Origin of the sequence: Flavicella sediminum, from assembly GCF_006381105.1 — a bacterium.
Classification (GTDB): domain Bacteria; phylum Bacteroidota; class Bacteroidia; order Flavobacteriales; family Flavobacteriaceae; genus Flavicella; species Flavicella sediminum.
Map to the genome: position 1 here is coordinate 96,713 of NZ_VDET01000013.1, position 26,395 is coordinate 123,107.

The 26,395-nt window shown below is 33.9% G+C and carries 14 protein-coding genes; 10 read left to right on the top strand and 4 right to left on the bottom strand.

From position 1 onward, the window contains the following. Positions 1-387 precede the first annotated feature (387 nt). The 3 genes from FGM02_RS12205 to FGM02_RS12215 are packed head-to-tail and all read right to left on the bottom strand — an operon-like array spanning position 388 to position 3,318. Positions 388-990, bottom strand: coding sequence for a carbonic anhydrase family protein (locus FGM02_RS12205; protein ID WP_139958658.1), 603 nt, complete (start codon positions 988-990; stop codon positions 388-390). Between the two features lie 23 nt (positions 991-1,013). After that, entirely contained in the window at positions 1,014-2,612 is a 1,599-nt protein-coding gene (locus tag FGM02_RS12210) for a SulP family inorganic anion transporter (protein ID WP_139958659.1), read from the bottom strand. Positions 2,613-2,646: 34 nt separating this feature from the next. Further along, positions 2,647-3,318, bottom strand: coding sequence for a TetR/AcrR family transcriptional regulator (locus tag FGM02_RS12215; RefSeq protein WP_166461173.1), 672 nt, complete (start codon positions 3,316-3,318; stop codon positions 2,647-2,649). A gap of 182 nt (positions 3,319-3,500) precedes the next feature. On the opposite strand from FGM02_RS12215, the gene ligA reads away from it, so the two are divergent. Beyond that, positions 3,501-5,498, top strand: coding sequence for an NAD-dependent DNA ligase LigA (gene ligA, locus FGM02_RS12220; RefSeq protein ID WP_139958660.1), 1,998 nt, complete (start codon positions 3,501-3,503; stop codon positions 5,496-5,498). 10 nt (positions 5,499-5,508) lie between these two features. On the opposite strand, the gene FGM02_RS12225 is transcribed toward ligA, so the two are convergent. Further along, complete coding sequence (locus FGM02_RS12225; RefSeq protein WP_139958661.1) at positions 5,509-6,447, bottom strand: phosphatase PAP2 family protein; 939 nt, start codon at positions 6,445-6,447, stop codon at positions 5,509-5,511. 254 nt (positions 6,448-6,701) lie between these two features. Here FGM02_RS12225 and FGM02_RS12230 point away from each other — a divergent pair, with 254 nt between their 5' ends. The 9 genes from FGM02_RS12230 to FGM02_RS12270 all read left to right on the top strand — a co-directional run bounded on the left by FGM02_RS12230 (position 6,702) and on the right by FGM02_RS12270 (position 26,360). Continuing rightward, on the top strand, positions 6,702-8,267 hold the full coding sequence (locus tag FGM02_RS12230) for a sulfatase (protein WP_243739399.1): 1,566 nt from the start codon (positions 6,702-6,704) through the stop codon (positions 8,265-8,267). 11 nt (positions 8,268-8,278) lie between these two features. Beyond that, the gene (locus FGM02_RS12235) at positions 8,279-9,784 is read left to right on the top strand and encodes a sulfatase (RefSeq protein WP_139958663.1); all 1,506 of its coding nucleotides are present in this window, start codon (positions 8,279-8,281) and stop codon (positions 9,782-9,784) included. Positions 9,785-10,257: 473 nt separating this feature from the next. Further along, a complete protein-coding gene (locus FGM02_RS12240; RefSeq protein ID WP_139958664.1) occupies positions 10,258-13,323 on the top strand; it encodes a SusC/RagA family TonB-linked outer membrane protein in 3,066 nt (1,021 codons plus the stop codon). 15 nt (positions 13,324-13,338) lie between these two features. Then, positions 13,339-15,105, top strand: coding sequence for a RagB/SusD family nutrient uptake outer membrane protein (locus FGM02_RS12245; RefSeq protein ID WP_139958665.1), 1,767 nt, complete (start codon positions 13,339-13,341; stop codon positions 15,103-15,105). 13 nt (positions 15,106-15,118) lie between these two features. Beyond that, positions 15,119-16,744 carry a SwmB domain-containing protein gene (locus tag FGM02_RS12250; RefSeq protein ID WP_139958666.1) on the top strand — a complete coding sequence of 542 codons (1,626 nt, stop codon included), beginning with the start codon at positions 15,119-15,121 and terminating at the stop codon, positions 16,742-16,744. A gap of 277 nt (positions 16,745-17,021) precedes the next feature. Next, entirely contained in the window at positions 17,022-21,137 is a 4,116-nt protein-coding gene (locus FGM02_RS12255) for a hybrid sensor histidine kinase/response regulator transcription factor (protein ID WP_139958667.1), read from the top strand. Positions 21,138-21,514: 377 nt separating this feature from the next. Then, complete coding sequence (locus tag FGM02_RS12260; protein WP_139958668.1) at positions 21,515-22,930, top strand: glycoside hydrolase family protein; 1,416 nt, start codon at positions 21,515-21,517, stop codon at positions 22,928-22,930. Between the two features lie 21 nt (positions 22,931-22,951). Then, a complete protein-coding gene (locus FGM02_RS12265) occupies positions 22,952-24,472 on the top strand; it encodes a sulfatase-like hydrolase/transferase (RefSeq protein WP_139958669.1) in 1,521 nt (506 codons plus the stop codon). Between the two features lie 10 nt (positions 24,473-24,482). Further along, complete coding sequence (locus FGM02_RS12270; protein ID WP_139958670.1) at positions 24,483-26,360, top strand: arylsulfatase; 1,878 nt, start codon at positions 24,483-24,485, stop codon at positions 26,358-26,360. Positions 26,361-26,395: the final 35 nt, after the last annotated feature.

Sequence of the window (26,395 nt, forward strand, 5' to 3'; positions counted from 1 at the left end):
AAAAAAAGATTCTTATCAAGCGATAAGAATCTTTTTTTTTTAGTAAAGTTCTGTTTGTAAAAACTGAACTTCTCCATTGTTTACATGGTAAGAAACTCCAATAACTTCAATTTGTCCGTTCTTTTCTGCAAATGTAAGAGTAAGAATTTCTTCTCAAATTCTTTCAATAGACATCTTTTTTTAAGGCGATATATGGATCAGTCTGTTTTGAGAGGTTTCGATATATGCTAGAACGAATGGCTATAATTCTCGATTTAATTTCAAAAAAACAGGTATTCAAAAACGTTGAACTTTGTTTAGATTGGGTAAAGAAAAATCTAACTAAATTGCAAAAAAAAAGATTCTTATCAAGCGATAAGAATCTTTTTTATTTAGGTAAAGTTCTGTTTATAAAAACTGAACTTCCCCACTGTTTACATCGTAAGATGCTCCAACAATTTCAATCTCTCCATTCTTTTCCATCTCGGCAAGAATTGGGCTTTCAACGCGAATTCTTTCAATAGACAATTGTACGTTTACAATGGCTGTTTCTTCAATAGATTCAGTGGTAACTTCTTTGTTTACCTTTTTAACGGCAGGTTGAATTTTTTCTAATAAAGTAGTTATGTTTCCTAATTCAACATGGTTACAGGCTGCAGTAACAGCTCCACATTTTGTATGTCCTAAAACAACAACAATTTTAGAACCTGCAACTTTACATCCGTATTCAATAGAACCTAAAACATCTTCGTTGATTACATTTCCTGCAACTCTAACACTAAATACATCTCCAATTCCTTGGTCAAAAACCAATTCTGCAGGTACTCTAGAATCGATACAGCTTAAAATTACTGCAAAAGGAAACTGTCCGTTACTTGTTTCTAATACTTGTTGTTTTAAATCTCTTTGTGCTTTAAGATTTTGAACAAATCTTTTATTCCCCTCTACTAAAATGTTGTGTGCTATTTGAGGAGTTAATGTTTCTTGTATTTGTTTTGTTTGTGTTTTCATATGGTGTGCGATTTATAAGGTTATTATTTTAAGGCCAAGTCACTTTTTGGTCTAGATTTAAAAAAATCTATAAAACTATCAGGATTTTCCACAACTCCTCTTTTAGATGTTAGCTTAATGCTAATGTTTCTGTTAGAGGCTTTGTCTAAGAAGTCTTCAAAAATCTCGATAATATCATGGTCTAAAAATCGTGTTTTTAGCAAATTAATTTCTAAATGCGTGTTTTCAGGAATGTTTTCTAATTCTCTCATAATGGCACCTTTGTTGAAAAAAGTTACTTCTTCAGCTAAATCCATTTTTACATGGTGATAGGTATTGTCTCTTTCTTTAATGTGTAAGAAGTGAGAGTTTTGGAAACTTTTGTAGAGAACAATAATAATTCCAATACATAGTCCAATTCCAATTCCTATTAATAAATTGTATTGTACAAGAAGTACAGTAATTAAAAAAGGAACATATTGTTGCCATCCTAATGAGAACATACTTTTGAATGTTTTAGGATTGGCTAATTTATAACCTACAACCAAAAGGATTGAAGCTAAAACAGCCAATGGAATCATATTAAGAACTGTCGGAATAATTAATACAGAAATCAATAATAAGAAACCGTGCAATATAGCCGATAATTTTGTTTGTCCACCAGACTGAATGTTAGCAGAACTTCTTACAATTACTTGGGTAATTGGAAGTCCACCGATCAAACCAGAAATAATATTACCAGAACCTTGAGCTACAAGCTCTCTGTTTGTTGGTGTTACTCTTTTTCTAGGGTCAATTTTATCGGTTGCTTCAACACAAAGTAAGGTTTCCAAACTTGCAACTAAGGCAATGGTAAAACCAGTAATCCATACTTCTTTGTTACCAATGGCTCCAAAATTAGGAAAGCTAAACTGATTTAAAAAAGAATCAAAATTTTCAGGAATTGGCACATTTACCAAATGTTCTGCTGAAATTGACAAGGCTGTGTTATTACGAGTTACTAAGAAATAGATAACACCAATAATCACCGCTACAAAAGGTCCTTGAATCAACGTGAAAATTTTTGATTTTTTCTCCAATACATTAGCCCATAGTATAATAACGGCAAGCGCAATAGCTCCAATTAAAGTGGCTCCAAGACTGATCCCGTTGATAGAATTGATGATTTCTGAAAAAGTATTGCTTCCATCTACTTGGAAAAAGAAGAAATCTCCTTCAGGATCTGCGTCATAACCGAAAAAATGTGGAATTTGTTTTAGAATAATAATCAAACCAATTCCTACTAACATTCCTTTAATAACAGAAGAAGGGAAATAATATCCAATAACTCCAGCTTTTATAATACCAAACACAATTTGTATGACCCCACCAATTACGACAGCTAATAAAAAGCTTTCATAACCTAAAGATTGAATTGCCGTCATAACAATTGCAGCCAATCCTGCAGCAGGTCCACTAACTCCAACAGCGGAACCACTAATGGCTCCAACAATGACTCCTCCAATAATACCGGCAATCATTCCAGAAAATGGGGGTGCTCCACTTGCTAGGGCAATTCCTAAACATAAAGGTAGGGCAACAAAGAAAACAACAATACTTGCTGGAAAGTCGTTTTTGAAATTTTTGAATAAATTTGTGTTCATAGACATTGTTTAATTTAATTATTGATTTGTTACTTTATTTTAAATAGCTAAAAACTAGTTCTTTGTAGAATTTAGTAATGGCGTTTTGTTCATTTGTAAGATCTGTTAGTTCCGGAAGATGTTCAGAAAAATATTTTTGCTGATGCGCTCCTTCAATAACCGTAGAAATAAGCATATGGGGGTATTTAAAGTCGGGGTTGATTTCCAAAACGATGGCACCAACTCTGTTTACTACAGATTTATAGGCTTTAAAACATCCTTTTTTATTTTCTTCATCAACATCTTTTGTATGGTAGGCTTTTATAGATTCCGAAAAGATAATTTTACTCAACATAATTTCATTCACATACGAAATATCATCATCAATCAATACAGGTTGTGTTAACAAATCAATAGCAGAATCTAATCGATCTAGAGGAGAAGCTACATTGGTGGTGGCAAAAGCAAGTCTGTATTCAGTCCATGTCCAATACCAACTTGTTAAGTAAATAAGCAACATGTGCTTGTTTACAAAATATCGGTAAATAGAACTTTCTGGAGAATTTATAGCGAGACCTAATTTTTTAAACGTGAAATCTTCAAACCCCATTTCATTGATCATTGAAATACTGTTTGAAATTATCTTTCTTCCTAGTTTTGACGAATCAGGGTTTTTTGAATACAACTCCGGATCTATATCAAATTGAATTTGTAGTTTTTGTATCATAATTAAATTTCGTTTGCAAATATACTAGTATTACTATCGTTTATGCAAACTTTATAACTGTTAAAGAGTGTTAAAATTTTATTTTCTAGCTTTTTTCGTTTTATTTAATGTTGACAAACATTTTTTATTCCTGTTTTTGAAATCGAAAAATAACTGTATTTTTAGCAGGTAAAAGAGAAAACATGTCCACAACTATCCAAGAACAGATTGAGAAATTAAGAGCAGAACTTCATGAGTATAATTACCATTATTATACCTTGGATAAGAGCACAATATCTGATTTCGAATTTGATTCTAAATTGAAAGCCTTGCAGCAATTAGAAAATGAGAATCCTGATTTTTTTGATGCAAACTCGCCTACGCAAAGAGTTGGTGGCGGAATTACAAAGAATTTTGAGACCATTGTTCATAAAAACAGAATGTATTCTTTAGACAATTCATATTCAAAAGAAGATTTGTTGGATTGGGAAACAAGAATAAAAAAAGTAATTGAAGGTCCTGTAGAATATACCTGTGAATTAAAGTACGACGGAGCTTCGATTAATATTACTTATGAAAATGGTGTTTTGATAAAAGCAGTGACAAGAGGGGATGGTTTTCAAGGAGACAATGTGACAAACAACATCAAAACAATTAATACCTTACCACTAAAATTACAGGGTTCGTTTTTAGATTCTTTTGAAATTAGGGGAGAAATTGTATTGCCTTTGCAAGGTTTTGAGCAAATGAATAAAGAAAGATTGGCAGTAGGTGAAGAGCCTTATGCAAATCCGAGAAATACAGCAAGTGGTAGTTTAAAACTGCAAGATAGCTTAGAAGTGGCAAAACGACCATTGGAATGTTTGTTATATCAAGTTGTGGCAGATCAAAAATTATTTGAAACACATGCCACAATGTTAGAAAATGCAAGAGCTGCAGGTTTTCATGTTCCTACAGATTTATTTGTGGCAAAATCTATTGATGAGGTGATTTCTTTTGTGGAGCGTTGGGATATGGAACGTGCCAATTTGCCTTATGAAACGGATGGAGTTGTGATAAAAGTAAATTCTTTACGACAACAAGATGAACTTGGTTTTACGGCCAAAGCACCTCGTTGGGCTATCGCCTATAAATTTAAAACAGAACAGCAAGCTACGGTATTAAATGAAATTAGTTATCAAGTCGGACGAACAGGTGCCATTACTCCCGTAGCAAATTTAGTTCCAGTTGCCTTAGGGGGAACTGTTGTTAGAAGGGCGTCTTTGCACAATGCCGATCAAATTTCAAAATTAGATATTCGCATTGGAGATACCGTTTTTGTAGAAAAAGGTGGAGAAATTATTCCTAAAATTGTGGGTGTTGATCTTACTCAACGACCTGTAAATTCAGTTCCTACAGTATATATTAGCAACTGTCCAGAATGTGAAGCTGAGCTAGTTAGAACAGAAGGTGATGCCAAACACTTTTGTCCAAATGAGTTTGGTTGTCCGCCTCAAATAACCGGAAGAATTCAGCATTTTATAAGTCGAAAGGCAATGGATATTGAAGGGCTAGGTGGCGAAACGGTAGATTTATTAAGAAAAGAAGGCCTTATTTCAAATTATGCAGATTTGTATGAATTGACCCTGGAACAAATAATTCCTTTGGAAAGAATGGCTGAAAAGTCGGCGCAAAATATGCTTGCTGGAATTCAAAAATCTTTAGAAATTCCGTTTGAAAAAGTTTTGTTTGCTCTTGGTATTCGATTTGTTGGAGAAACGGTTGCAAAAAAATTGGCGAAGCATTTTAAAAGTATGGAGGCTTTGATGAATGCTAGTTTTGAAGAATTGGTAAAAGTGGATGAAATTGGCGATAGAATTGCGGAAAGCATTGTCGCTTTTTCTAAGGATGCATTAAACCGCGACTTGGTGGCTAGACTGAGAACTTATGGCGTTCAACTAGAAGTTTCCGCAGAATCCTTAGTAGGGAAAACAGAAAAATTAGAAGGTGCTGTCTTTGTCGTATCGGGAGTATTTCACAAAATGTCTAGAAATGAATTGAAAAAAGCCATTGAAGATAATGGAGGAAAAGTTTCAAGTTCTATTTCTAAAAAGACAAATTACGTGGTGGCCGGAGAGAATATGGGACCTAGTAAATTAGAAAAAGCGTCTAGTTTAGGTGTACCAATTATCAGTGAAGACGATTTTATAAAGATGTTGTAAATTATTATCCCTAAAAAGTTCCCACAAAATGAAGTCCCACCATGTTTTCTGAAACTTGAGGAATCAGTTGTTTTCTTAGCTTAAATTTCTTTTTAGAATGTTGAGATAAGCCTTTGTTTTCTTTTGCTTTTTGTTTTCTGCTACTCAAAACTACAGATCTACCAATGATGGTTCCAATAATTCCGCCAACCACCATGTCTGATACCCAGTGTTGGTGTGAAGGGAAATCTGACATAAAAACAATTGAAATAAATCCATAAGGAATCCAGTAGTTGTCAAATTCCATTTGCATAACTTTTGCCACAGAGAAAAAAGCAGTGGCATGAAAAGAAGGCATTCCCGTTCCTCCAGGTTTACTATTAAAATAGATAGGGTGATAGTTCCCAAAATCCCAATTATTATCGGTCCATTCAGAAGGGTCTTGATCACTTCCTTCTCTATAAGGTCTATTTCTAGCAAATAAAGTTTTTAAGGCAACATGAGAAATCACATAAGAATAGAGTAAGGATTTTACGGCATTTGTCGCGGCCATTTGTCCTTTTTCATAATTAAAAGCAAAGGAACCTGCGTATAAGGAAGCAATGGAAGCAGAGATGTAAAGATCATTTCCTTTAAACCAGTCAAAATTACTATTGAAAACTTTTGTTTTGGGTAGCGAATAATCGATTGCTGGTTCAATATGATTGTGTAAAAAATCGGTGGTGTATTTGTCAACGGCAATAAGTCCTAAAATTCCTCCCGCATACATGGCGGTTCTTTTCCAGTCCTTAGAAAATGTTTTTCCCATTTCGGAAAAATCTCCTGGAACTGAAAATAAATTGTTTTTTAACACTCTTCCAGCCACTTTAAATCGACTCTCATTCTCTATTTTTTTTAGTTGTAAACTATCCACTTGTGCATTGGCTAGTGATACAGAACAAATACAAATTATTAAAAGGAATTTTTTCATAGGTAACAAACAATTTTACGAGCCAAAAATAGGGATTATCTGACAAATAATGAGAGAAGATTCAAAAAACGAAAAACAAGGAATTTTCAATGGGAATACACTTTGTTAACGGAGATAGAATTTTTTGTCTTAGAAAAGTACGAATTTGAACTTGTAGAAACATTGTACATACTTACACAGACGCTTCCTTCTAAAAGAAAAAATACATTTGTATACTAATTTTTGTTAATTGAATAAAACACATAATGTATAGAATGAAGAGTTTTAAAAAAATAATGTCACCATGTAAATGGAGTTTTGTTTTGCTGTGTATGATCGTTTTTACTTCTTGTAAATCTCATAAAAAAGCAGAAAATAATTCTTCAAAAGAAAAAACTAAAAAGACAAATATTGTTTTTATCCTTGTTGATGATTTGGGCTACGCGGATGTTGGGTTTAATGGATCTACATATTTTGAAACTCCAAATTTAGATGCCTTGGCCAATGAAAGTTTGGTTTTCGATAATGCTTATATGTACCCTACGTGTTCTCCTTCAAGAACCGCAATTTTTACAGGGCAACAATCTTTTAGAACTGGAGTTTATGGAGTGCCTGTTTTAGAAAAAGGAACAGCTGAAGAAAATATTTTTTCTCGTTGGACGGTTGGAAAGGAGTTTCCTATTTATGCAGAGCCATTGGCAAAAAACGGGTACAAATCTATTCATATTGGAAAGTGGCACATTGTAGGTCCTTATCCTAAAAAAGAATTGAATAGCGAATGGCCAATTGCACAACGTTTGTCACAACCAGATCCGGGAGATTTTAGTTGGGTGAAAGCGCACAAAACTCCAGAAATTCAGCAATATTATCCTGAAGGACGTGGTTTTATAAAAAATGTTGGTGGTACATTTAGAGGAGATCCTGCTTTAGAAGAAGGAGGGTATCATAGTGAAAGAGGTGGCTATTGGGCTCCTTTTGAAAATCCATTTATAGAGCAAAAAACAACAGACAGCTGGTTAACAGATAGATTGACGGATGAAGCAATTGAGTTTATGGACGTACATAAAGACGAGCCATTTTTGATCAATTTAGATTATTATGCTGTACACAAACCTATTCGTTCTAGAAGTGATGAATTGTATGCTAAATATATTGGGAAAGAAGATTCTATTACCGGACAAGGTGTGTCAAATAATGCGAAGAAAAAGAAAGAATATACCGCTTATGCAACCATGGTAGAATCTGTGGATACGAATATTCAAAGAATTATAAAGTATTTAAATGACAATAACTTGCGTGAAAATACGATGATTATTGTAACTTCAGATAATGGTTACAATGGTGGTCAAAGTAGAAATAACTTATTACGTGGGGCAAAAAGAGATGTATACGAAGGAGGGATAAAAGTACCAATGTTGGTCAACTGGCCAGCTAAAATAAAACCAAGAAGAACAGATATTCCAGTTTCATGTTTGGATGTTTTTCCTACAATGATGGATGTTTCGGGAACTGCGCACAAAGGAATTTTAGACGGGAATTCTTTGACAGATATTTTTATGCAGGACACGGAAATTTTTAAAGAAAGACCTTTGTTTTGGCATTTGCCTAGTATGGTAAGTAAACATGGTACATGTTCGGCTATTAGAAAACAAAACTATAAGTTGATCCAATTTTTAAAAGATGGGAAATTGGAATTGTATGATTTGAGTAAAGATTCTAAAGAAGCGCATAACCTTGCCGCTGAAAAATCTGAAATAACATCAAGCTTATTGAAAGAATTGGTTGCATGGCGTGTGAAAAATAAAGTGCCATTGCCTCCTAACTCTAGTTTAGAATTTTAAATAAATTAAAAATGAGATTAGTATTAATTTTATGTTGCTGTTTAAGTTTCAATAGCTTCGCTCAAACAAAAAAGAAACCCAATGTATTGTTTATTGCGATAGATGATATCAATGATTGGGTAAGTCCACTAGACGGAAACAAACAAGCCATCACACCAAATATGGACAAATTTGCGAAGCAAGGAGCCATGGTTTTTAAAAACGCAGTTACGGCTGCGCCTATTTGTGGACCTTCTCGTTCGGCTATGTTGTCTGGTTTTTTACCTAGTACTTCAGGGGTGTATGGAAATGCACAAAATATGATTTATTCAGATGTAGTCAAAAAAAATGCCACCTTACCAGAATATTTTTCTAAAAATGGATACCACACATTGGCCAATGGGAAAATTTTTCACAAACATGCCGCAGCAGGTGGAGTAGATTTTGGACATTGGGCTTTTGACGAATTTGCAAGAGGAAGACGTTATAACAATGACGTAGCAGATAAGAAATATGTAACAGCTTCAAAATCAGGAGTGATTAACGGGAGACAAGATCCTAGTTTTAAAAGCAAAAAATCGAAATTAAGCTGGGGACCAACTGTTGATACGTTTGAAGAAACTGTAGATTATGCGGTTGCGGATTGGGCGAAAAATCAATTGCAAAGAGATTTTGACAAACCCTTTTTTATGGGCGTTGGTTTTATAAAACCACATTTGCCTTGGTACGTGCCTAAAGAATTTTTCGACTTGTACGATTTGGATAAAATAAAAGCGCCTATTGTTAATGAACACGATTTGGATGATATTTTAAAAGCCAACGGAAAACCTGATTTTCAACCAAGTGGTGAATATAAATGGATTAAAAAACATGGTTTAGAAAAAGAAGCTACGAGAGCTTATTTGGCAAATATTAGTTTTGTAGATAAATGTTTAGGAATCGTAATGGATGCCTTGGAAAAAAGTGGACATGCTGAAAATACTATTGTTGTTATATGGGGAGATCATGGTTGGCATTTGGGAGAAAAACTTCGTTACCTAAAAAACACCTTGTGGTCGGAAGCAGTAAAACCACCTTTGTTTGTGCGATTGCCAGGTATGAAAAAAACACTGTATTGTGAAGAACCTGTAAGTTTGTTAGATATTTATCCAACTTTAGTCAATCTTTGTAATTTACCCAAAAAGCCAAATATTGAAGGACATGATTTTACAAGTCTATTAAAAAATCCAAAAGCAAAATGGGACTATCCAGGGGTTACTGTATCTGTAGGTGGGACTTCTGTTATGACCAAAGATTGGCATTATATCCAAAACCTATCAGGTACGGAAGAGTTGTATGATGTAGATAAAGATCAATTGGAATGGAATAATTTAATACATCAGAAAAAATATAGTGCACTTATAAAGGAATTGAAAAAATGGGTGCCAAAAACTAGGCAAACGCCTAAAAAAGAACATTACGACAAACCTCCAAAATATGTGGATGCAGATGAAGACCCAACCATAAAGCCAACTAGAAATTTAAAAACCTTGCACTAAACGAAATAGTTAAGAAGCATCAGATACTTTTGTTTTTGAAATTAAAAATAGGAACGTAGTTTTAAACGTTTAAAAAGTAAAAACCCAAGATTATAGAATCTTGGGTTTTTTTATGCCTTTTATTTTGCGAGAACTACGGAAATATAGGCATGGATTGATTTCGTTTTTTTAGAAAACTCATCAAATTCTAAGCATTCATAATTCTGTTGTTTTGAAGTTATAGGGTTGTAAATCAAGGTTTAATACAGTGTTTTTTCTTTAAAGTACTAGGCTGATTATAGGGAGTTTGCACTCATAAGCACAATATTAAATCCATTCAAAACAATTTGAAAATTCATTTATTCAATATTTGAGTCTATTAAATTAACTGATTTTATAACGAACTAAAACAAACTATTAAAATGACAAAAATTACCTACTAAATGATGAATTCAGAATTGCAAAGTGAAGAGTAACTAATTAAACCAATCAAAATGAATTTAAAAAATGTATTAAAAATTAAAAAATCGACTAGAAAATTATACTTTCTATGTTCGTGTTTTTTATTGTGTTTTGTTTTACAAGGGCAAGCACAAAAAATAACGGTTAGTGGACTTGTTACAAGTTCAGATGACGGCTTGCCTATTCCGGGCTTATCCGTATTAGTATTAGAAACAGGAAAAGGTGTTGTTACTGATTTTGATGGTTTGTATACCATTAAAACGGATATAGGACACAATCTTTCTTTTTCTTATGTAGGAATGGAAAAAAAAATAATTAAAGTAACCAAACCGACTTTAAACATAAAAATGACTTCCTTGTTAGAAAGTTTGGAAGAGGTTGTCGTAATTGGATATGGGGCCATTGCTAAAAAAGAAGTGACAGGAGCAGTTGCTCAAATAAAGGCTGAAGAAATTGAAGAATTTATCACTTCAGATTTGGGAACAGCTTTACAAGGACAAATAGCGGGTGTAACGGTAACTTCGTCTTCTGGTGAACCTGGTTCTGAAGCAAATATTGAAATTCGAGGAATTACCTCATTGGCAGGAAGCAACAACCCACTTTATGTGGTTGATGGAATTCCTCAATTAGGAAACCCTGGAATGAGTCCCAATGAAATTGAAACAATTGATGTTTTAAAAGATGCTGGGTCTACCGCTGTTTATGGAGCTAGAGGGGCTGCAGGTGTTATTTTAATCACCACAAAAAGAGGAAAAGCAGGAACGGCAAAAGTTACGTTTACCAATACCTACGGAATTCAAAACTTAAAACAAGGTTTGCCCTTAATGAATGCAAAAGATCAATTGTATTTTAATTCAGTACAAGAGTTTTATTTTGATGGAAAAATAAGAGATATAAACCAAGAGTCTTGGTTAAATAACGACAATAGTTTTACGGACTATGTGGTGGTTGATAATGCTGCAACTAAAAAATACGATCTTAATATCACAGGAGGTACCAAAGGATTTACCTACAATGCTGTAGTCGGGTATTTCGATCAAGATGGAATTATCATTAATTCTAATTATCAAAGATTCAATTCTAGGCTTTCAACAACTTATAAATCAGATAACTGGAAAATTGACGTAAGTGCTGCGGTTGCAACTGATAAAAAAGTTTCTTCAAGTAGCAGTTTATTTCAAAATACAGCTTTTTATTCTCCTATCTATCCAGAAATTGATCCTAATTCTGATGTGGCCTATACCAATGGAAGTGGTACGGTTTCTACTCCTTTAGAAAGACTTTTAGGCTCTATACGAACTAGCGCTCCTAGAAATAAAGACAGTATGAATTCGAGTGTAAGTGTTTCTCGAAATTTTGGAGAAAATTTTATTTTGACAACTCGTTTTGGAGGTTCAGTAACCAATGAAATAAGAAATACATTCAAACCGAATACTACGATTATAGATATCAGTGATAATTCAGTAGATATTGATCCAACCAGAAGTTCTGTTTCTGCTGAAGCAATTAGATCGGCCAAATACAGTTTTGATGGAATTTTGAATTACAAAAAACAACTAGGTGAGCATGCCCTAAATATTACGACTTCTTTTTCTGCTGAAAAAGGCTCTAAGGAATCTTTTTTAGGTTCAAAAGAAGGGGTGGCCAATAACAATATCATGGTGCTAAATGGGGCTACCATTAATCCAAGAGTGACCAGTGGAAATAATTACACAAAAACCACAGTCGGTTCCATGGGAAGAATTCAATACAATTACCAACGTAAATATTTGTTTTCAGTTTTAGCTAGGTACGATGGCTCTTCTAGATTTGGCGAAAAACATCGTTGGGGCTTGTTTCCAACAATTTCTGCTGGTTGGAATGTTTCTGATGAGGATTTTTGGACACCATTAAAACATGTGGTTAATAATTTACGACTGAGAGCAAGTCAGGGAATGGTTGGAAATGATAGTTTTAGTGACTATGAATTTGCCAGTACTTTGGTGCAATCAACAGATTATATTTTCGATCCAACCGATCAAAGTCAGTCTTTTGGATCTATCGTAAAATCGTATTCCAATAAAGATGTTAAATGGGAAACCTCAGTTTCAACAAATATTGGATTGGATGTAGGGTTCTTTAAAAATAAACTTACCCTTACAGCGGATGTTTATCGAACTAAAAAAAGAGACATGTTGTTTCCTGTTCGTTTACCAGGTTCTTTAGGAGGCTATTATGACAGTCTGTTGACCTTAAATGTGGGGAATATGGAAAATCAAGGAATTGAATTGTCGGCTCGTTATAAAAAACGTGTGGGGAATAGCAATTTTACTTTGGGAGTTAATTTTGGGAAAAATGAAAATGTGGTGACTAAAATGGCTGGTGAGACCACGATAATTTTTAATTCAGGTTCAAATCTTGGTGGAGTGCCAGTTACTGTGTTGGAAGTTGGACGAGAAGTGGGGGCATTTTACTTATACAAAACCAACGGAATTATTAAAACAGAAGAACAACTTGAAGCCTATAAATTACATCCTTCAAGATCCACAGCTACTTTAGGTGACTTGATTTATGTGGATACAAATGGAGATGGAGATATTTCAGATTTAGACAGGCAATATTCGGGTAGTGGTCTTCAAGATTTTGATATGGGATTGAATTTTGGATGGAAATATAAAAATTGGGATTTAGCCATGAATTGGTATGCATCTGTTGGTGCTGAAATTATCAATGGTCAAAAGCGAGAAGCCTATAGCAGAGGACGCCATAAAGATTTGGTAAATATGTGGACACCAGAGAATCCTAATTCGAATACACCATTTTACAAAGGAAGAACGAGTGTGGAGAATTTTGCTGCAGAAACAGATAAATGGTTAGAAAGTGGAGATTATTTAAGATTGAAATTAATTACTATAGGCTATAGCTTGCCTAAAAAAGTATGTGAAGATATCGGACTGCAAAGTTTGAGATTGTTCGGTACTTCTCAAAATCCATTAACATTTACAAAGTATGAAGGTTTTGAACCTGAAATTGGAGGAAATGTACAAAAAAGAGGATTGGATTTGGACAGGTATCCTACTTCTATCTTGTATTCTTTCGGACTTAAAGTGGTGTTTTAATTAAAACGATAAATTATGAAAAATTATATATATAAAATCTTAGTAGCTATCGTATTGGTAACTTTAGTTCCGTCGTGCGATGAGTACTTGATCGAAACCAATCCAAATGAAGTTTCAGAAGATTCTTTTTGGAAAAACCTAATCGATACCGATAAAGGATTGACAGCGGTTTATGGTTCAATGTTGAATCAAAAAATTTATGCCGTTATAGCGGAAGCTTGGAGATCTGACATGGCATTTCCCAATCAACGGAACAAACCAACGACCAATGTATTCTACAAACAATTGTTCAATAACAATTCTAGAGAAATCAATGATCGTTGGACGGCTATTTATCAAATTATTTGGAGAGCAAATCAAGTCATTGATGGCTTAAATAGTTTAGATGCTGAAACCAAGCAACGAGAAGAATGGGTCAATCAAATGGGACAAGCTCGATTTTTTAGAGGACTCGGACATTTTTACGCGCATTCGGTGTATAACAACGGAAGTATTATTATTCGAGATAAGATTCCTGCAAATGCTTCTGAAATTCAAATAGCGCTTTCTTCTCCTGAAGATGTTAGAGCTTTTTTTAGAGCGGATTTTGAATATGCCTATAAAAATCTTCCTGCTCAATTTGAACAAAAAGCAAGAGTAGATGCAGGAGTAGCTGCAACAATGTTAGGAACAAGTTATTTGTATGAAGGGAAATATGCGGAAGCAAAAGTATATTTTGAAGATGTGTTGACAAATCCTGCATATGGATACGAATTGGTACAAAATACAGAGCTCATGTTTACTTCTGCTGGAGATTTTAATTCAGAATCTATTTTTGAATTAAATTATGGCTTTTTACAGGTAGAAGATTCCAATTTTGATGAAGAAAGTTTCTTTACAATTTTAGCTAGGAACACGGCAGCAAGCGGTAGAGGAGGAGGAACAGGCTCACATACAGTTCCGTCAGCATGGCTTACAGAAGCATATGCTTCAGAGGCATTAGATGCTCAAGATTCTAGAAATTATGTAGACAATGGAGTTGGAGGAGTAAAACTTAGAAATGTTTCCTTGAGAGCTTCTGCTATGATTGCCTTGGTGAATGATGAAGATACGCCATTTTATTTGCAGCCATCAGTTCCGTTGGCAGCCGATTTTGGTTTGAAATTTTCATTTTTCAAACATTTTTCCAATCATGATATTATCTCAGAAGAAGCTTTGTTAGCAGATACTTCGTTAAAATCACCAAAAAACTTTTTGCTAAATCGTTTAGGACATGTGTATTTGATGCAGGCAGAATGTCTTCTTAAAACAGGCGATTTGAATGGAGCTATAGGTCTAATCAATACAATTAGAGCTAGATGGGGACTCCGATTATTAGGACTTGAAGATGGTTCAAATCACGATTTTGACGGTGTTATTTATACGGAAGAAACTTTAATGGAGCGCTTAATGTATATCGAAAAACCTTTAGAAACGTCTATTGAAGGTTTTTCAATTAGAAATATTGACATGCAAAGATGGGGAATTGCAAAAGCTAGATTTGAAGACTTAGCTGCAACAAATTACTACTTGATCAATTATGAATACAAAGGAATTGATGGAGAACCTGTTGTTGCTAAAAATTCAAGAATTGTAAAAAACACAAATTTAGAAGAAAGCAATTATACTTTAATCGATATGGAATACAACCAAGCAGCTCAGTTTTATGATGCAAAACTACATGCTTTTTTGCCTTTGCCTTCCATTGAGGTTTTAAATAACAACCAGGTTTTATCTAATTTAAATGAAAATGATGAAAAATAAAATATATAAAACAATGCTAGTACTACTTGTTTTGGTAACAAGTTGTACGAATATGGACGAATACGATGTGCCAAGTGGAAATTACTCTAGTTTTTGGGCTCGAACTACAAAAGACAATAGTGCCGTAGATAAAATTTGTAATATAAACGATTATGTTGCTTTTTACGACCTATCACGAAATGTCTTGAGTCATGAATGGACGACTCCTTCAGAGACAAAATTTTTAAGCAAAGAATTTACTGAGCAAGATTCTGTTTATAGCAAGTTTGTCATAGGAAATGGAGGAAAATCGAAAGAGGATTTGATCAATGTGTATTTTCCAAAAGCGGGTGTATATGAAATTAATTTGTTAAATACTTACAAAGATTCTGTTGCAGAATCCGTTTTTGTTGAAGCTACGGGAGTTTGGATGGTTGATAAAAGTTATTCTGTGGATGTTTTCGCAGATCCAAATCCGGCAGGAGCCATTTTTTATAAGGAAGAAAAAGTGTTTTCATTGAAAGAAACAGAGACACCTTCCCTAGAAAATAAAGCTAATTGGCCTGTAATTAATATTGAAGCAGGTGAAGAATTGGTTTTTATGGACGAATCTATTACCGGAAGAGCTGATGGGGCAAAATGGAGTTTTGAAGGTGGAAAACCAGAAACATCATCAAAAGATTCTTTAGGTGTGGTGTACAATAAATTAGGACAATTCACAGCAACCTTGACTTCCACAAGAAAAGATCCTTCTAAGTCGGTAGGAAAATACATGCCTGTTATTGTCCAAGTAAATCCTTCTTCAAAACCATTTACTATTAATGGAGCTGTTAGCATGGATGTTCAGAAAGTAATATCTTTTGCGGTAACCGGTGAAGTAGCTTCTGTTTTAGGAGCTGCGGCAAATTTTACGGTTCATGTAAGTAATACAGCTGCTGGTTTTGATCAAAATATAGAAGTAGCTTCCGTACAAATTAATACAGAAGATGCGACCGTACTTGAATTGGAATTGAAAGAACCTATTTACAATACAGATGAGGTTACAATTGCTTATGCAGGTACGAGTTTAATTTCTGTGGATGAAAGAGTATTGCAAAATTTTGATGCAACACCGATTACTATAGAACGTGGATATAGTATTCTTATTGATGATCATGTTGGTTTTGAGGTTCCGTTTGATGGGAATAAAGCTTCAAAACGTGCTTTTACCAATCAATATTGGTGTGCAGGAACAAATGACGATCCTATCTTTTTTCAAAGAACAGAAGAGAAGTCTTATAAAGGAATGGCTTCTATGAAATATACCAATGAAGCAGGAGTATTTACAGACGTTTATTTAAGAAGTACCGATTTTTCTAAACCGAATGGTCTTATTTCGGGAGCGAAGTATGTGTCTTATAAAATCTTCTTAGAAGAAGGAAATACCATGAAAGGTTTTACGACAAGTTTAAATGAGCCAGCTTTAGAATTGGATTGGGATATCGAAAATTTACCTAGAGGAAAATGGGTGGAAATTGGTCAAACAATTACAACTGATGAAATTATTTCTGGTGCGCAATGGGTTGTAAAAATACCTGCCGCATCCAATCCAGGAGTTACAGGAAGTCAAACCATGTATTTTGACGATTTGCAAATGATTCCGCTAGTGCCTAGACCTTAAAAAGAAGGATGAATTCTAAAATTTTGTTTTAATAAAAACCTACTAAGGCTATCTGATTTTATTCAGGTAGCCTTATTTTGCTAATTTTAAGCACTTATTTATGTTGAGGAATTGAGGGTTTTATTTCAAAATTGCAAATATATTTTTTTTGACTTTTTAAGGAGTTTGCCATTGTTTTGTTTTAATTTAACATCTTTATTAAAATTGGCAATTTCAGAAGAATTCAACAGCGCTTTAGAAAACTTTAGCAACTAATTTAATTATCAAATCTTACAGAATGACAACCCTAATAAAATATTTTTTCGCACTTTTTATATATCTAAGTTTAGGTTCGGTAATGGCGCAAAATGGTGTTTTTCAGAACTATAATAATCTTACGATCTCTGATGGCTTGTCAGACAATGGTGTGACGTGTATGTTGGAAGATTCGAAAGGGTTTTTGTGGTTTGGAACCTATTCCGGAATCAATAGATATGATGGGTATAAAGTAGTGCCTTTTAAAAATGTAAATAAAAGTAAAATATTAATTAATAATAGGGTTCAAAGTTTAGCAGAAGATAAGAATGGCAATATTTGGATTGGAACAGAACGTGGAATCACCATATTTGATACCTCTAAAAAGAAATTTAAGAATCTTGAAATACTTGTCAAAGATTCGCTTGAAATTTTTAAAAATAGGAATGTTCATAAATTAATCGTTAGCAAAGAAAAAAATACAATTGTCAGTATTTCTGAAACAAGAGGTGTACAGTTATTTGCTGATAATTTTGAACTTTTAGGTGAATACCTTTTAAAAAAAGACCTACTAAAAAGCAATATTAAGATTACGGATGCAATTTTACTTAATGAAACCCATGTGCTTATAACAACAAATATTGGATTGATTGATTTCGATTTAATGTCGAAAAAATTCACCTATATTTTGCAGAAAGAGGTGAAGTATTGCGCTTCCGTTTCAAGGGTAGACAATGATAAATTACTTGTTGCATTTGATAGAGGAATAGGGCTTGTAAGCTATGACCTTTTCGAGAATTTAATTTCTTATAAATTAAAAGAGGTCTTTTTAAAAAAACAAAGAATTGCTGCTACAGCTATTGACGACTTTGGCGGATTGTGGTTGGGTACCCAAAGAACAGGGGTTGTTTATATCAAATCACATAAAACCTTTTTAGAAAAAGGCGAGGTGAAAATGAAGCATTTTAAAAACGGAACCGATTTGTTGGTTTCTAGCAAATTGTTTGTTGGAGCAAATAATATTTGTTGGTATGGGACTTTTAATTCGGGAGTTTTTAAATTCAATACCAAAGAAAATTCTTTTGTAAACGGCAATCTTGCAGGCAATGAAAATAAAGTATACAATGTTGAAGAAATAGGCGATTCTAAGATTGTCATTTCAAGAGGTTATAAAATGATTTCTGGTTTTAACTTAGCAAGCAATCAACATGAGGAACTTCCTTCTAAATTACTAAAAAACACAAATTATTTCTTTTTAGATTCTAAAGGAGATTATTGGGCAAATGAACCTAGAAAAAGTTTTTTCAGATTAAAGAAAAATTCGAATAAACCTGAGGAAATTAAAATTGAAAGTTCAGATCCTAAAGATGTTATTAATAAAACCCGATTTATAGCGGAAGAAATAAATAAAGAGGCTCGATTTATTTGGGTAGGGGCTAGAAGTACGTTATACCGTATTAGTTTAGGAAAGGACGATGCAATTGAAAAAGTAGAATCTTTAAATGACAACCCTTTTTTTAAAAGAAAATATATTTCAGAAATCAGATTTATTTACCAAGATCCAATTTATAATTTTATGTGGGTGGGTACAGATAATAAAGGTTTGTATCGATTAAATACGGCAAATAGTACATCAATTGAAACCATTGAAATTGATCAATACATTCCCAATTTGGAAGATGAGTTTTCCATTCCTAGCTTTTTTGTGTCTTCAGTTTTAAGATTGCCAAATGATGAATTGTGGATTGGTACGGAAGGAAGCGGAGCTTGTAAAGTAGAAGACAGTCAGGGTATGGCTCGTTTTATTCCGTTTACGGAAGCCCAAGGTTTGTCTAATAATGTGGTAAAAAGTATGGTCAGCGATGCGGATTCAAATTTATGGTTGGCCACTAATTTTGGGCTGAATAAATTGGATACGAAAAGCTTTAAAGTGACCAAATTTGGAAAGTACGACGGCTTGCCTTTTGATGATTTTTACTATGGATCAAAAACAATGAAAAATGGTACCATCGTTTTAACAGGACAAAATGGTTTGTGTTATTTCAATCCAAAAGATATTTTTACTTCAGAAAAACTTCCGAGAGTTGAATTTGAGAAATTTAAAATTTTTGACAAGCTTGTTGAAGTAGATGATGTGGTGGGCGATAGAGTGGTTTTGGAAAAATCGATTACTGAGATTGACGAAATTAATTTGCGGTATGACGAAAATGTTTTTTCTATAGATGTGCTAAGTTTGCATTATTCAAATCCTGAAAATCATTTACTGAAATACAAACTAGAGCCGGTTAATAAAAGTTGGGTTGAGGTAGCTTCAAACCAAAACACCATTACTTATAGTGGTTTGCAACCGGGTAATTATGCCTTGCAAGTTTCGGTGTCCAACTCATTAGGAGAATGGAGTGTGCCAAGGGAAATAAAAATTACCGTACATCCTCCTATTTGGAAAACCTCATGGGCATATGTAGGCTATCTGTTTTTGGTTTTAGGAATAGGTTATTTAATTATCAGAATTGTTTTAAAAATCCATCTTTTAAATCATAAAATTGAAATTGAACAATTAGAAAAAGACAATGCAAAGGATATCAACGAAGCCAAGTTTAGTTTTTTTGCAAATATTTCTCATGAAATTAAAACGCCGTTAACGTTGATTTCAAACCCGATCAATAATTTATACGAACGTTTTCATAAAAATCCAGATTTAGGAGAAAAATTAGGCATGGTATTGCGCCAATCTAAAAAAATTCATGAGCTCATAGAACAGGTTCAGGATTTTAGAAGATCGGATGCCAATATGTTGAAAATGAATTATTCGCGTTTTGAATTTAATTCTTTTATCAATGATTTGGTCAATGATTTTATGTATACCGCCTATAGCGATAAAAAAGAATTGAAATTAATTGGAGATGAATTGCCTATTATTGTTTCGGCAGATAAAAATAAGCTAGAAAAAATAGTCAACAATCTGTTGAACAACGCTTTTAAATACACCAAAGAAAATGATTTAATCAAAGTATCATATTACTATGAAGATAAAGATTTGATTCTTTCTATTGAAGATACTGGTAGAGGAATTGATGCCATTGATGTAGCACACGTATTTGAAAGATTTTACCAATCACATCTTCCAGATAACAAACATTTAGGAGGTTCTGGAATCGGATTGGCTTTTGCCAAAAGATTGGTAGAAATGCATTACGGGTATATCAGTGTAAAAAGTGAATTAGGTAGAGGTTCCAAATTCACGGTTAAACTACCAATTATCAAAGCCCATACGGCCGAAGATAAATTAGGAACGGAAGACTTGGTTTTACCACAAGAAAAGGAATTTTCTGTAAATGCAATTCAAAACAATGAAGAATGGTCTAAAATAAAAGCTTCGGGTGAGTTTTCAGAATCTTTAATTTTTTATGCAGAAGACAATGATGAAATGCGAAATTATATTACCCGTTTTTTATCGCAGTTTTTTAAGGTGAAAAGTTTTAGAAATGGGAAAGAATGTTTAGAGGCTTTTGACAATGAATGGCCAGATTTGGTGGTAAGTGATGTTCAAATGCCTGAATTAAATGGATTGGATTTGTGTATTCGAATAAAATCAGATTTAAAAACAAGCCATATTCCAATTATTTTACTAACGGCACTCACAAATTTAAAAGATCATTTACAAGGAATTAAAGATGGGGCAGATGCCTATATAAAAAAACCTTTTAACTTGGAGCAACTGTTAGCTACAGTAGAGGCTAGACTGAATAATAGAAAGCAATTAAGAGAGCGTTTTCAAATAGGAATTCCTTTAACAAGAGACAATAAAAACAGTAGAAACGACAATGCTTTTTTGGAGAAATTTTACAGTCTGATAGATGAAAATTTAGACAATCAAGATTTTGATTTAAAAACGCTTGCTTCGGAATTGTGCTTGAGTAAATCTGCTTTTTATCAGAAGGTTAATACGCTCACAAATCAAACTCCTTTTGAGTTGATAAAAAATTACCGTTTGAAAAAAGCAACGGAATTATTATGTCAAGAAAATTTGTCGGTTACTCAGGTTTTTTTAATGACCGGTTTTAAAAGTAGATCGCATTTTTCAACCAAATTCAAAGAAAAATACAAAGTTACTCCTGGTAAATATGTCAGTCAAATTAGAGCAGATAATATAAAGTAAGCATGAATTTTTAAGCGACCACTTTTTCTAAAGGAAGATTTTACAGCGACCTTCTTTTCTCAACCTATAATGAGAGAAGAAGGTTTTTCTTTTTTTGGAGAATAAGAGAAAACAAATTGTATAAAATAAGGTCGTTTTATTTTGTTGTATTCTTCTTCTAGCTTATATAAATTCCTTTAAAAGGGGCATTTTCTTTAAAAATACACTCTCAGGCACATTTCATTAGCTAATAGAAACAACTATTTTTTACTCTCGAATTAATTTAGCAGTAGCTTGTTTAGCTATTCAGTAACAAATTGTTTGTTACCAAAGTCTAAACCTATTTTATAAGTGAGTGAGCGTTTCAGTTTGTGCTAACTCGAATTAATTCTAACGACATGAAAATTACATATTTAAAAGCGTTTTTTGTGAGCTGCATAGTTTTGGGGTCAAACTTAGCAAAGGCACAAGTAAAAGAAAATTGGGCAATTGATACGCAAGTTCAATGGGAAGAAGCCCTGTCCAACACACAAGACATAAAAATAAAGAACGCAAAAGCGGTTTCAGGAGAAGGGAAAAGTTTTTTTTCTAGTAAATTAAAATCTTTCAAAAAAAAGAGGAATTTAAAATCCATAGTTTTTAAACAAGCAGCTGATTGGAACAACTGGAAGGAAATACCAAAAGTTAGAACAGAAGAAATGTTAGACGCTCCTGTTTTAATTTCAGTAAAAGCAAACGATTATTATTTGCTAGCGCGTCGTTACGACACACATCCTGAAAGAATTCACAATACTAGAAAAATACATTCGGATGCCGAATTGGGTTATCATGCTTGGCATAGTACGGATATGAAAAACTGGAAACATTACGGGCCTGTAAGTGGTTATGTGCAACGTTGGGTTACCACTGCAGAATATAAAAACGGTAAATTTTATATCTACTACGACAATCCCAATGACGAAGATCCTCATTTAATAATTGACAAGGATTTAATGGATGGAAAAATGGGCAAAAACATTGGAATGGTGTTTAATGACCCAACACATGGATCTGACTGTGCTGTTTTGCGAGATGAGGATGAAATGTTTCATTTAATATATGAAAACTGGGATTACAACAATGCCCGTAAACATTCTTGGGACGCCCCTGTGGGCGGACATGCTATTAGTAAAGATGGAATTCACGATTTTAAAATTGTTCCTCCTGCGGTAGATGAACGAACTACTTCTACAGGGAGCTATGCTACTTTTTTGCATCCCTACAAAGCGGAAAATTATACGACCATGAAATACGAAGTTTATGAGCCAGAACAAAATGCATATGGCGATTGGACAGCGATAAAAATAGGCAAGCAATATTATCTCTTTGGAGATAATGATCCTGCCGGTGGACGCATTAAAGTGGGCAAATTTACCAGTGATTCCATGTCGAAAACATTTACGTATTGTGGTGAATTTGGTATGGGGCATCCCGATCCGACGATTGCTTTTGCTGAAGGACAATTTTATTTGCTACAACAACAAGGAAAAGTAGATTTTGTAAGTCCAGGCCCTTGGGTACCTGGAGTGGAGGCTAGAGTCGGAGTAGATACAAATAACGATGGTAAAATTAATCAATGGACCGACTGGAATGTTGTTGCAGAAAGTTACCAACATAAAAAAGGTTTTGCACGTGTGGTTGCCGTAGAAGAAGCAACAATAGATGTATCAAAGTTGCCTGCAGCTTATGGCGTCCGTTTTGAATATCGAACAAAAGCTGTTGCTAATAAAAAAGAATTGATTCAAATGAAGTCAATTTTACTAAGCTTTGAGTAAATACTAATTCCAATAAAAACAATGATGAAATACAGTTCAATTATTTTTTTAGTAGGCTTAGGAATCCTTCTAACTTCTTGTTCTAAAAAAAAGATACATTCAAAACCGAATGTAATTTTAATATATGCTGATGATTTAGGAAGGGGCTTGTTAGGAACCTACGGACAAGAAATCATAAAAACACCAAATATAGACAAACTCGCAAGTGAAGGGATTAGTTTTAAAAATGCTTATGGTTGTAATTATTGTGCACCAGCAAGGGCTAGTTTGCTAACGGGGATGCATGATGTTCGACCTAATCAATGGAAAATTACCAAAGGGGGCATGTATCTGAATTTAGATAACGGAATGACCTTCCAAGAAATTAAAGATTCGATTCATAAAGTAGCCCAGCCAGCAAAGCCTAATGATGTTTTTTTGGCTGAAGTAGCGCAAAAAGCAGGCTATAAAACAGCAGCCTTTGGAAAGTTAGAATGGGGATTTTCTACAACGCCGGAAAGAATTAAAAGACATGGTTGGGATGAACATTTTGGTTTTTACGATCACAACAGATGTCATGGGTTTTATCCACCATTTTTGTTTGAAAATGGCGAAAAAATTACTATTGAAGGAAATACCAGAGTAGATTGTGGAAATACTAATAATGTTGAAACTCCCGAAGCTTATGCAGAAAGGTGGGACATGACAGGAAAGTCTTTTTATTCTGAAAATATCATTATGGAAAAGTTGCTTGGATATTTGGACAATTATAAAAAAGAAGAAAAACCTTTCTTTTTGTTTTTTCCAACACAACTTCCACACGGACCTATTTCTATTCCAGAGGTGCATGCCGATTTTAAAAACGACAAACGCCTTACTGAATTTGAAAAAGAATATGCTTCAATGGTAAAAATGTTGGATACAGATGTAGGGAGAATTCTAAAAAAATTAGAAGCTAAAAATTTATTGGAAAATACAATTGTTGTCTTTACCTCAGATAATGGGCATGAGATTTATACTAGAGAAGAAGGGCGTTCGTATAAAGACACAAACGTACTTACCAATGAAAAATATGACAATATCAAAACGCGATTTTTAAGTGAATTTGGAAAAGATATTTTTGATGGAAACGACGGTATGTCGGGTTTAAAACGTTCTAACTGGGAAGGTGGAACTCGGGTTCCTTTATTTTGGTATTGGAAAGGAAAAATAAAACCAGGAGTGGTTTCAGAGCAAAGAGTAGCCAATTATGATTTCCTAAATACACTAGCAGAAATTACAGGTCTTCAGGAGCTTAAAGAAAAGGACGGTGTTTCGTATGCAAAAACCTTGTTTGGAGGAAAAGCCAAAGAACGACCTTATACAGTTTATAATTCAAAAATAGGACCAGCATTGGTAACCAAAGAGGGGTGGAAGTTGCGCTATCATAAAAAGAAGAACATCTTTCAATTATATTTTTTACCTGAAGATTATAAAGAAATGAAAGAATTATCGGCGAAATATCCTGAAAAAGTAGCCTTGCTAAAAGCGCACTTAACAAAAGAAGCGGGTGGAACTTTATAAAAAAATAAAAATGAAATATAACCACTATGCATGGGTCTTAGGTCTTTTTGTCATTCTTATAGGATGTGAAAAGAAAAAATCAACGAAACCTAATGTCATTATTCTCTTGACTGATGACCAAGGCTATGGCGATTTATCTTGCCACGGAAATCCAGATGTGAAAACACCTAATTTAGATGCCATGTACAAAGAGTCTATTCGACTTACCGATTTTCATGTTTCTTCGGTGTGCACCCCATCACGGTCACAATTGTTAACCGGTTTGGATGCCGTTAGAAATGGTGCCTCTGGAGTGAAAGGAAGTATCGCAACTATATTTCACACTTATAAAGATACTTTAGGCAAGGAATCAAAAATTCATTTGTTACCCGAGTTTTTTAAAGCAAATGGTTATAGTACAGCACATTTTGGAAAATGGCATTTAGGTGATGGTACTACCTATCGTTCTATGGATCGTGGATTTGATGAAACCTTGACATTTCCGGGCGCTTCCATTTGGCAATCTCCAAATTATTGGAATAACGATTGTTTTGATGATGTGCAGCTAAGAAATGGAAAAGAGGAAAAAACAAAAGGCTATTATACCGATGTTTATTTCGAGGAGTCTATAAAATTTATAAAAAATGAAGCTGCCAAAAAAACGCCATTCTTTGTTTATTTGCCAACAGGTGCCATGCACACACCACAATTTGTGCCTGAAAAATACAGCAAGCCTTATCGGTATTTGCCAAAGTTAACGGCGCAGTTTTACGGTATGGTGGCCAATTTTGATGAAAATGTAGGTCGTTTAGAAAGCACTTTAACAGATTTAGGAATTAAAGACAATACCATTGTTATTTACCTTTCCGACAATGGCGGTACTTTGGGCGTTGACTTTTACAATGCAGGAATGCGTGGAAGTAAAGGTTCGCTTTATGAAGGTGGGCATCGGGTGTCTTGTTTTATACGATGGAAGGATGGGATACCTAATTTGGGTAGAGATGTAACGGAATTAACATTGGTGCAAGATCTACTACCTACGCTTATTGATTTTTGCCAATTGGACATGCCTTGGGAACAAAAATTTGATGGGCTAAGTTTAAAAAAACACCTGCTTGAAGGGAAACAAGATTTTAGTAAACGTATATCTGTTGTTCAATACGTGCATCGAAAAAAATTGGAGGACTTTACGGTGTTAAAAAATAAATGGAGACTGATAAATAACAAGGAACTTTACAACGTAAAAAACGATATCGGTCAAACAAAAAATGTAATTCAAGAATTTCCGGAAATCGCAAAGGAGCTTGGAACATATTACAAAGCTTGGAAAAAATCTGTTCAGCCATCAGAAGCAAAACGAACAACTTTAAAAGCAGGACTTGTCAATCAAAAAACGGTTCAATTATCTTGTTTTGATTGGGTAGCAGAAAAAATTGAAGGAAAGGGCAATGCTTCACAAATGATGGATATTAGACAAGGAAGCAGTATAAAAGGGCCTTGGCATGTTGAGTTTGTGGAAGATGCAATTTACGAATTTACCTTTAGGCGTTGGCACAAAGCAGCAAATACCGAAATATCCAAAGGCTTACCGCCTTATTTTACAGAATTTTCAAAGCAAATAGGACTCACAGAAGTAACAGACAATTCAGGGGACTATCAAATTTGGAAAACACTTTGTAAAGATGGAATTTACCCTAAAGGGAAAGCCTTGGCAATAACCCAAGGACAATTTATTGTAAACGGTATAAAGGATTCCTATGTAGAAATTCTTCCTACGGATGAAAAAATAGTCATTAGAAAATTTATAAAGAAAGGAATTTACGATGTAGAATTCAACTTTTTAGATGCACAGGCTCAAATACTTTGCGGAGCTTATTACGGAGAAATAAATAGAATTTGGAACAATTAAATATTAAAAATGGTTAAACAACACACATTAATAAT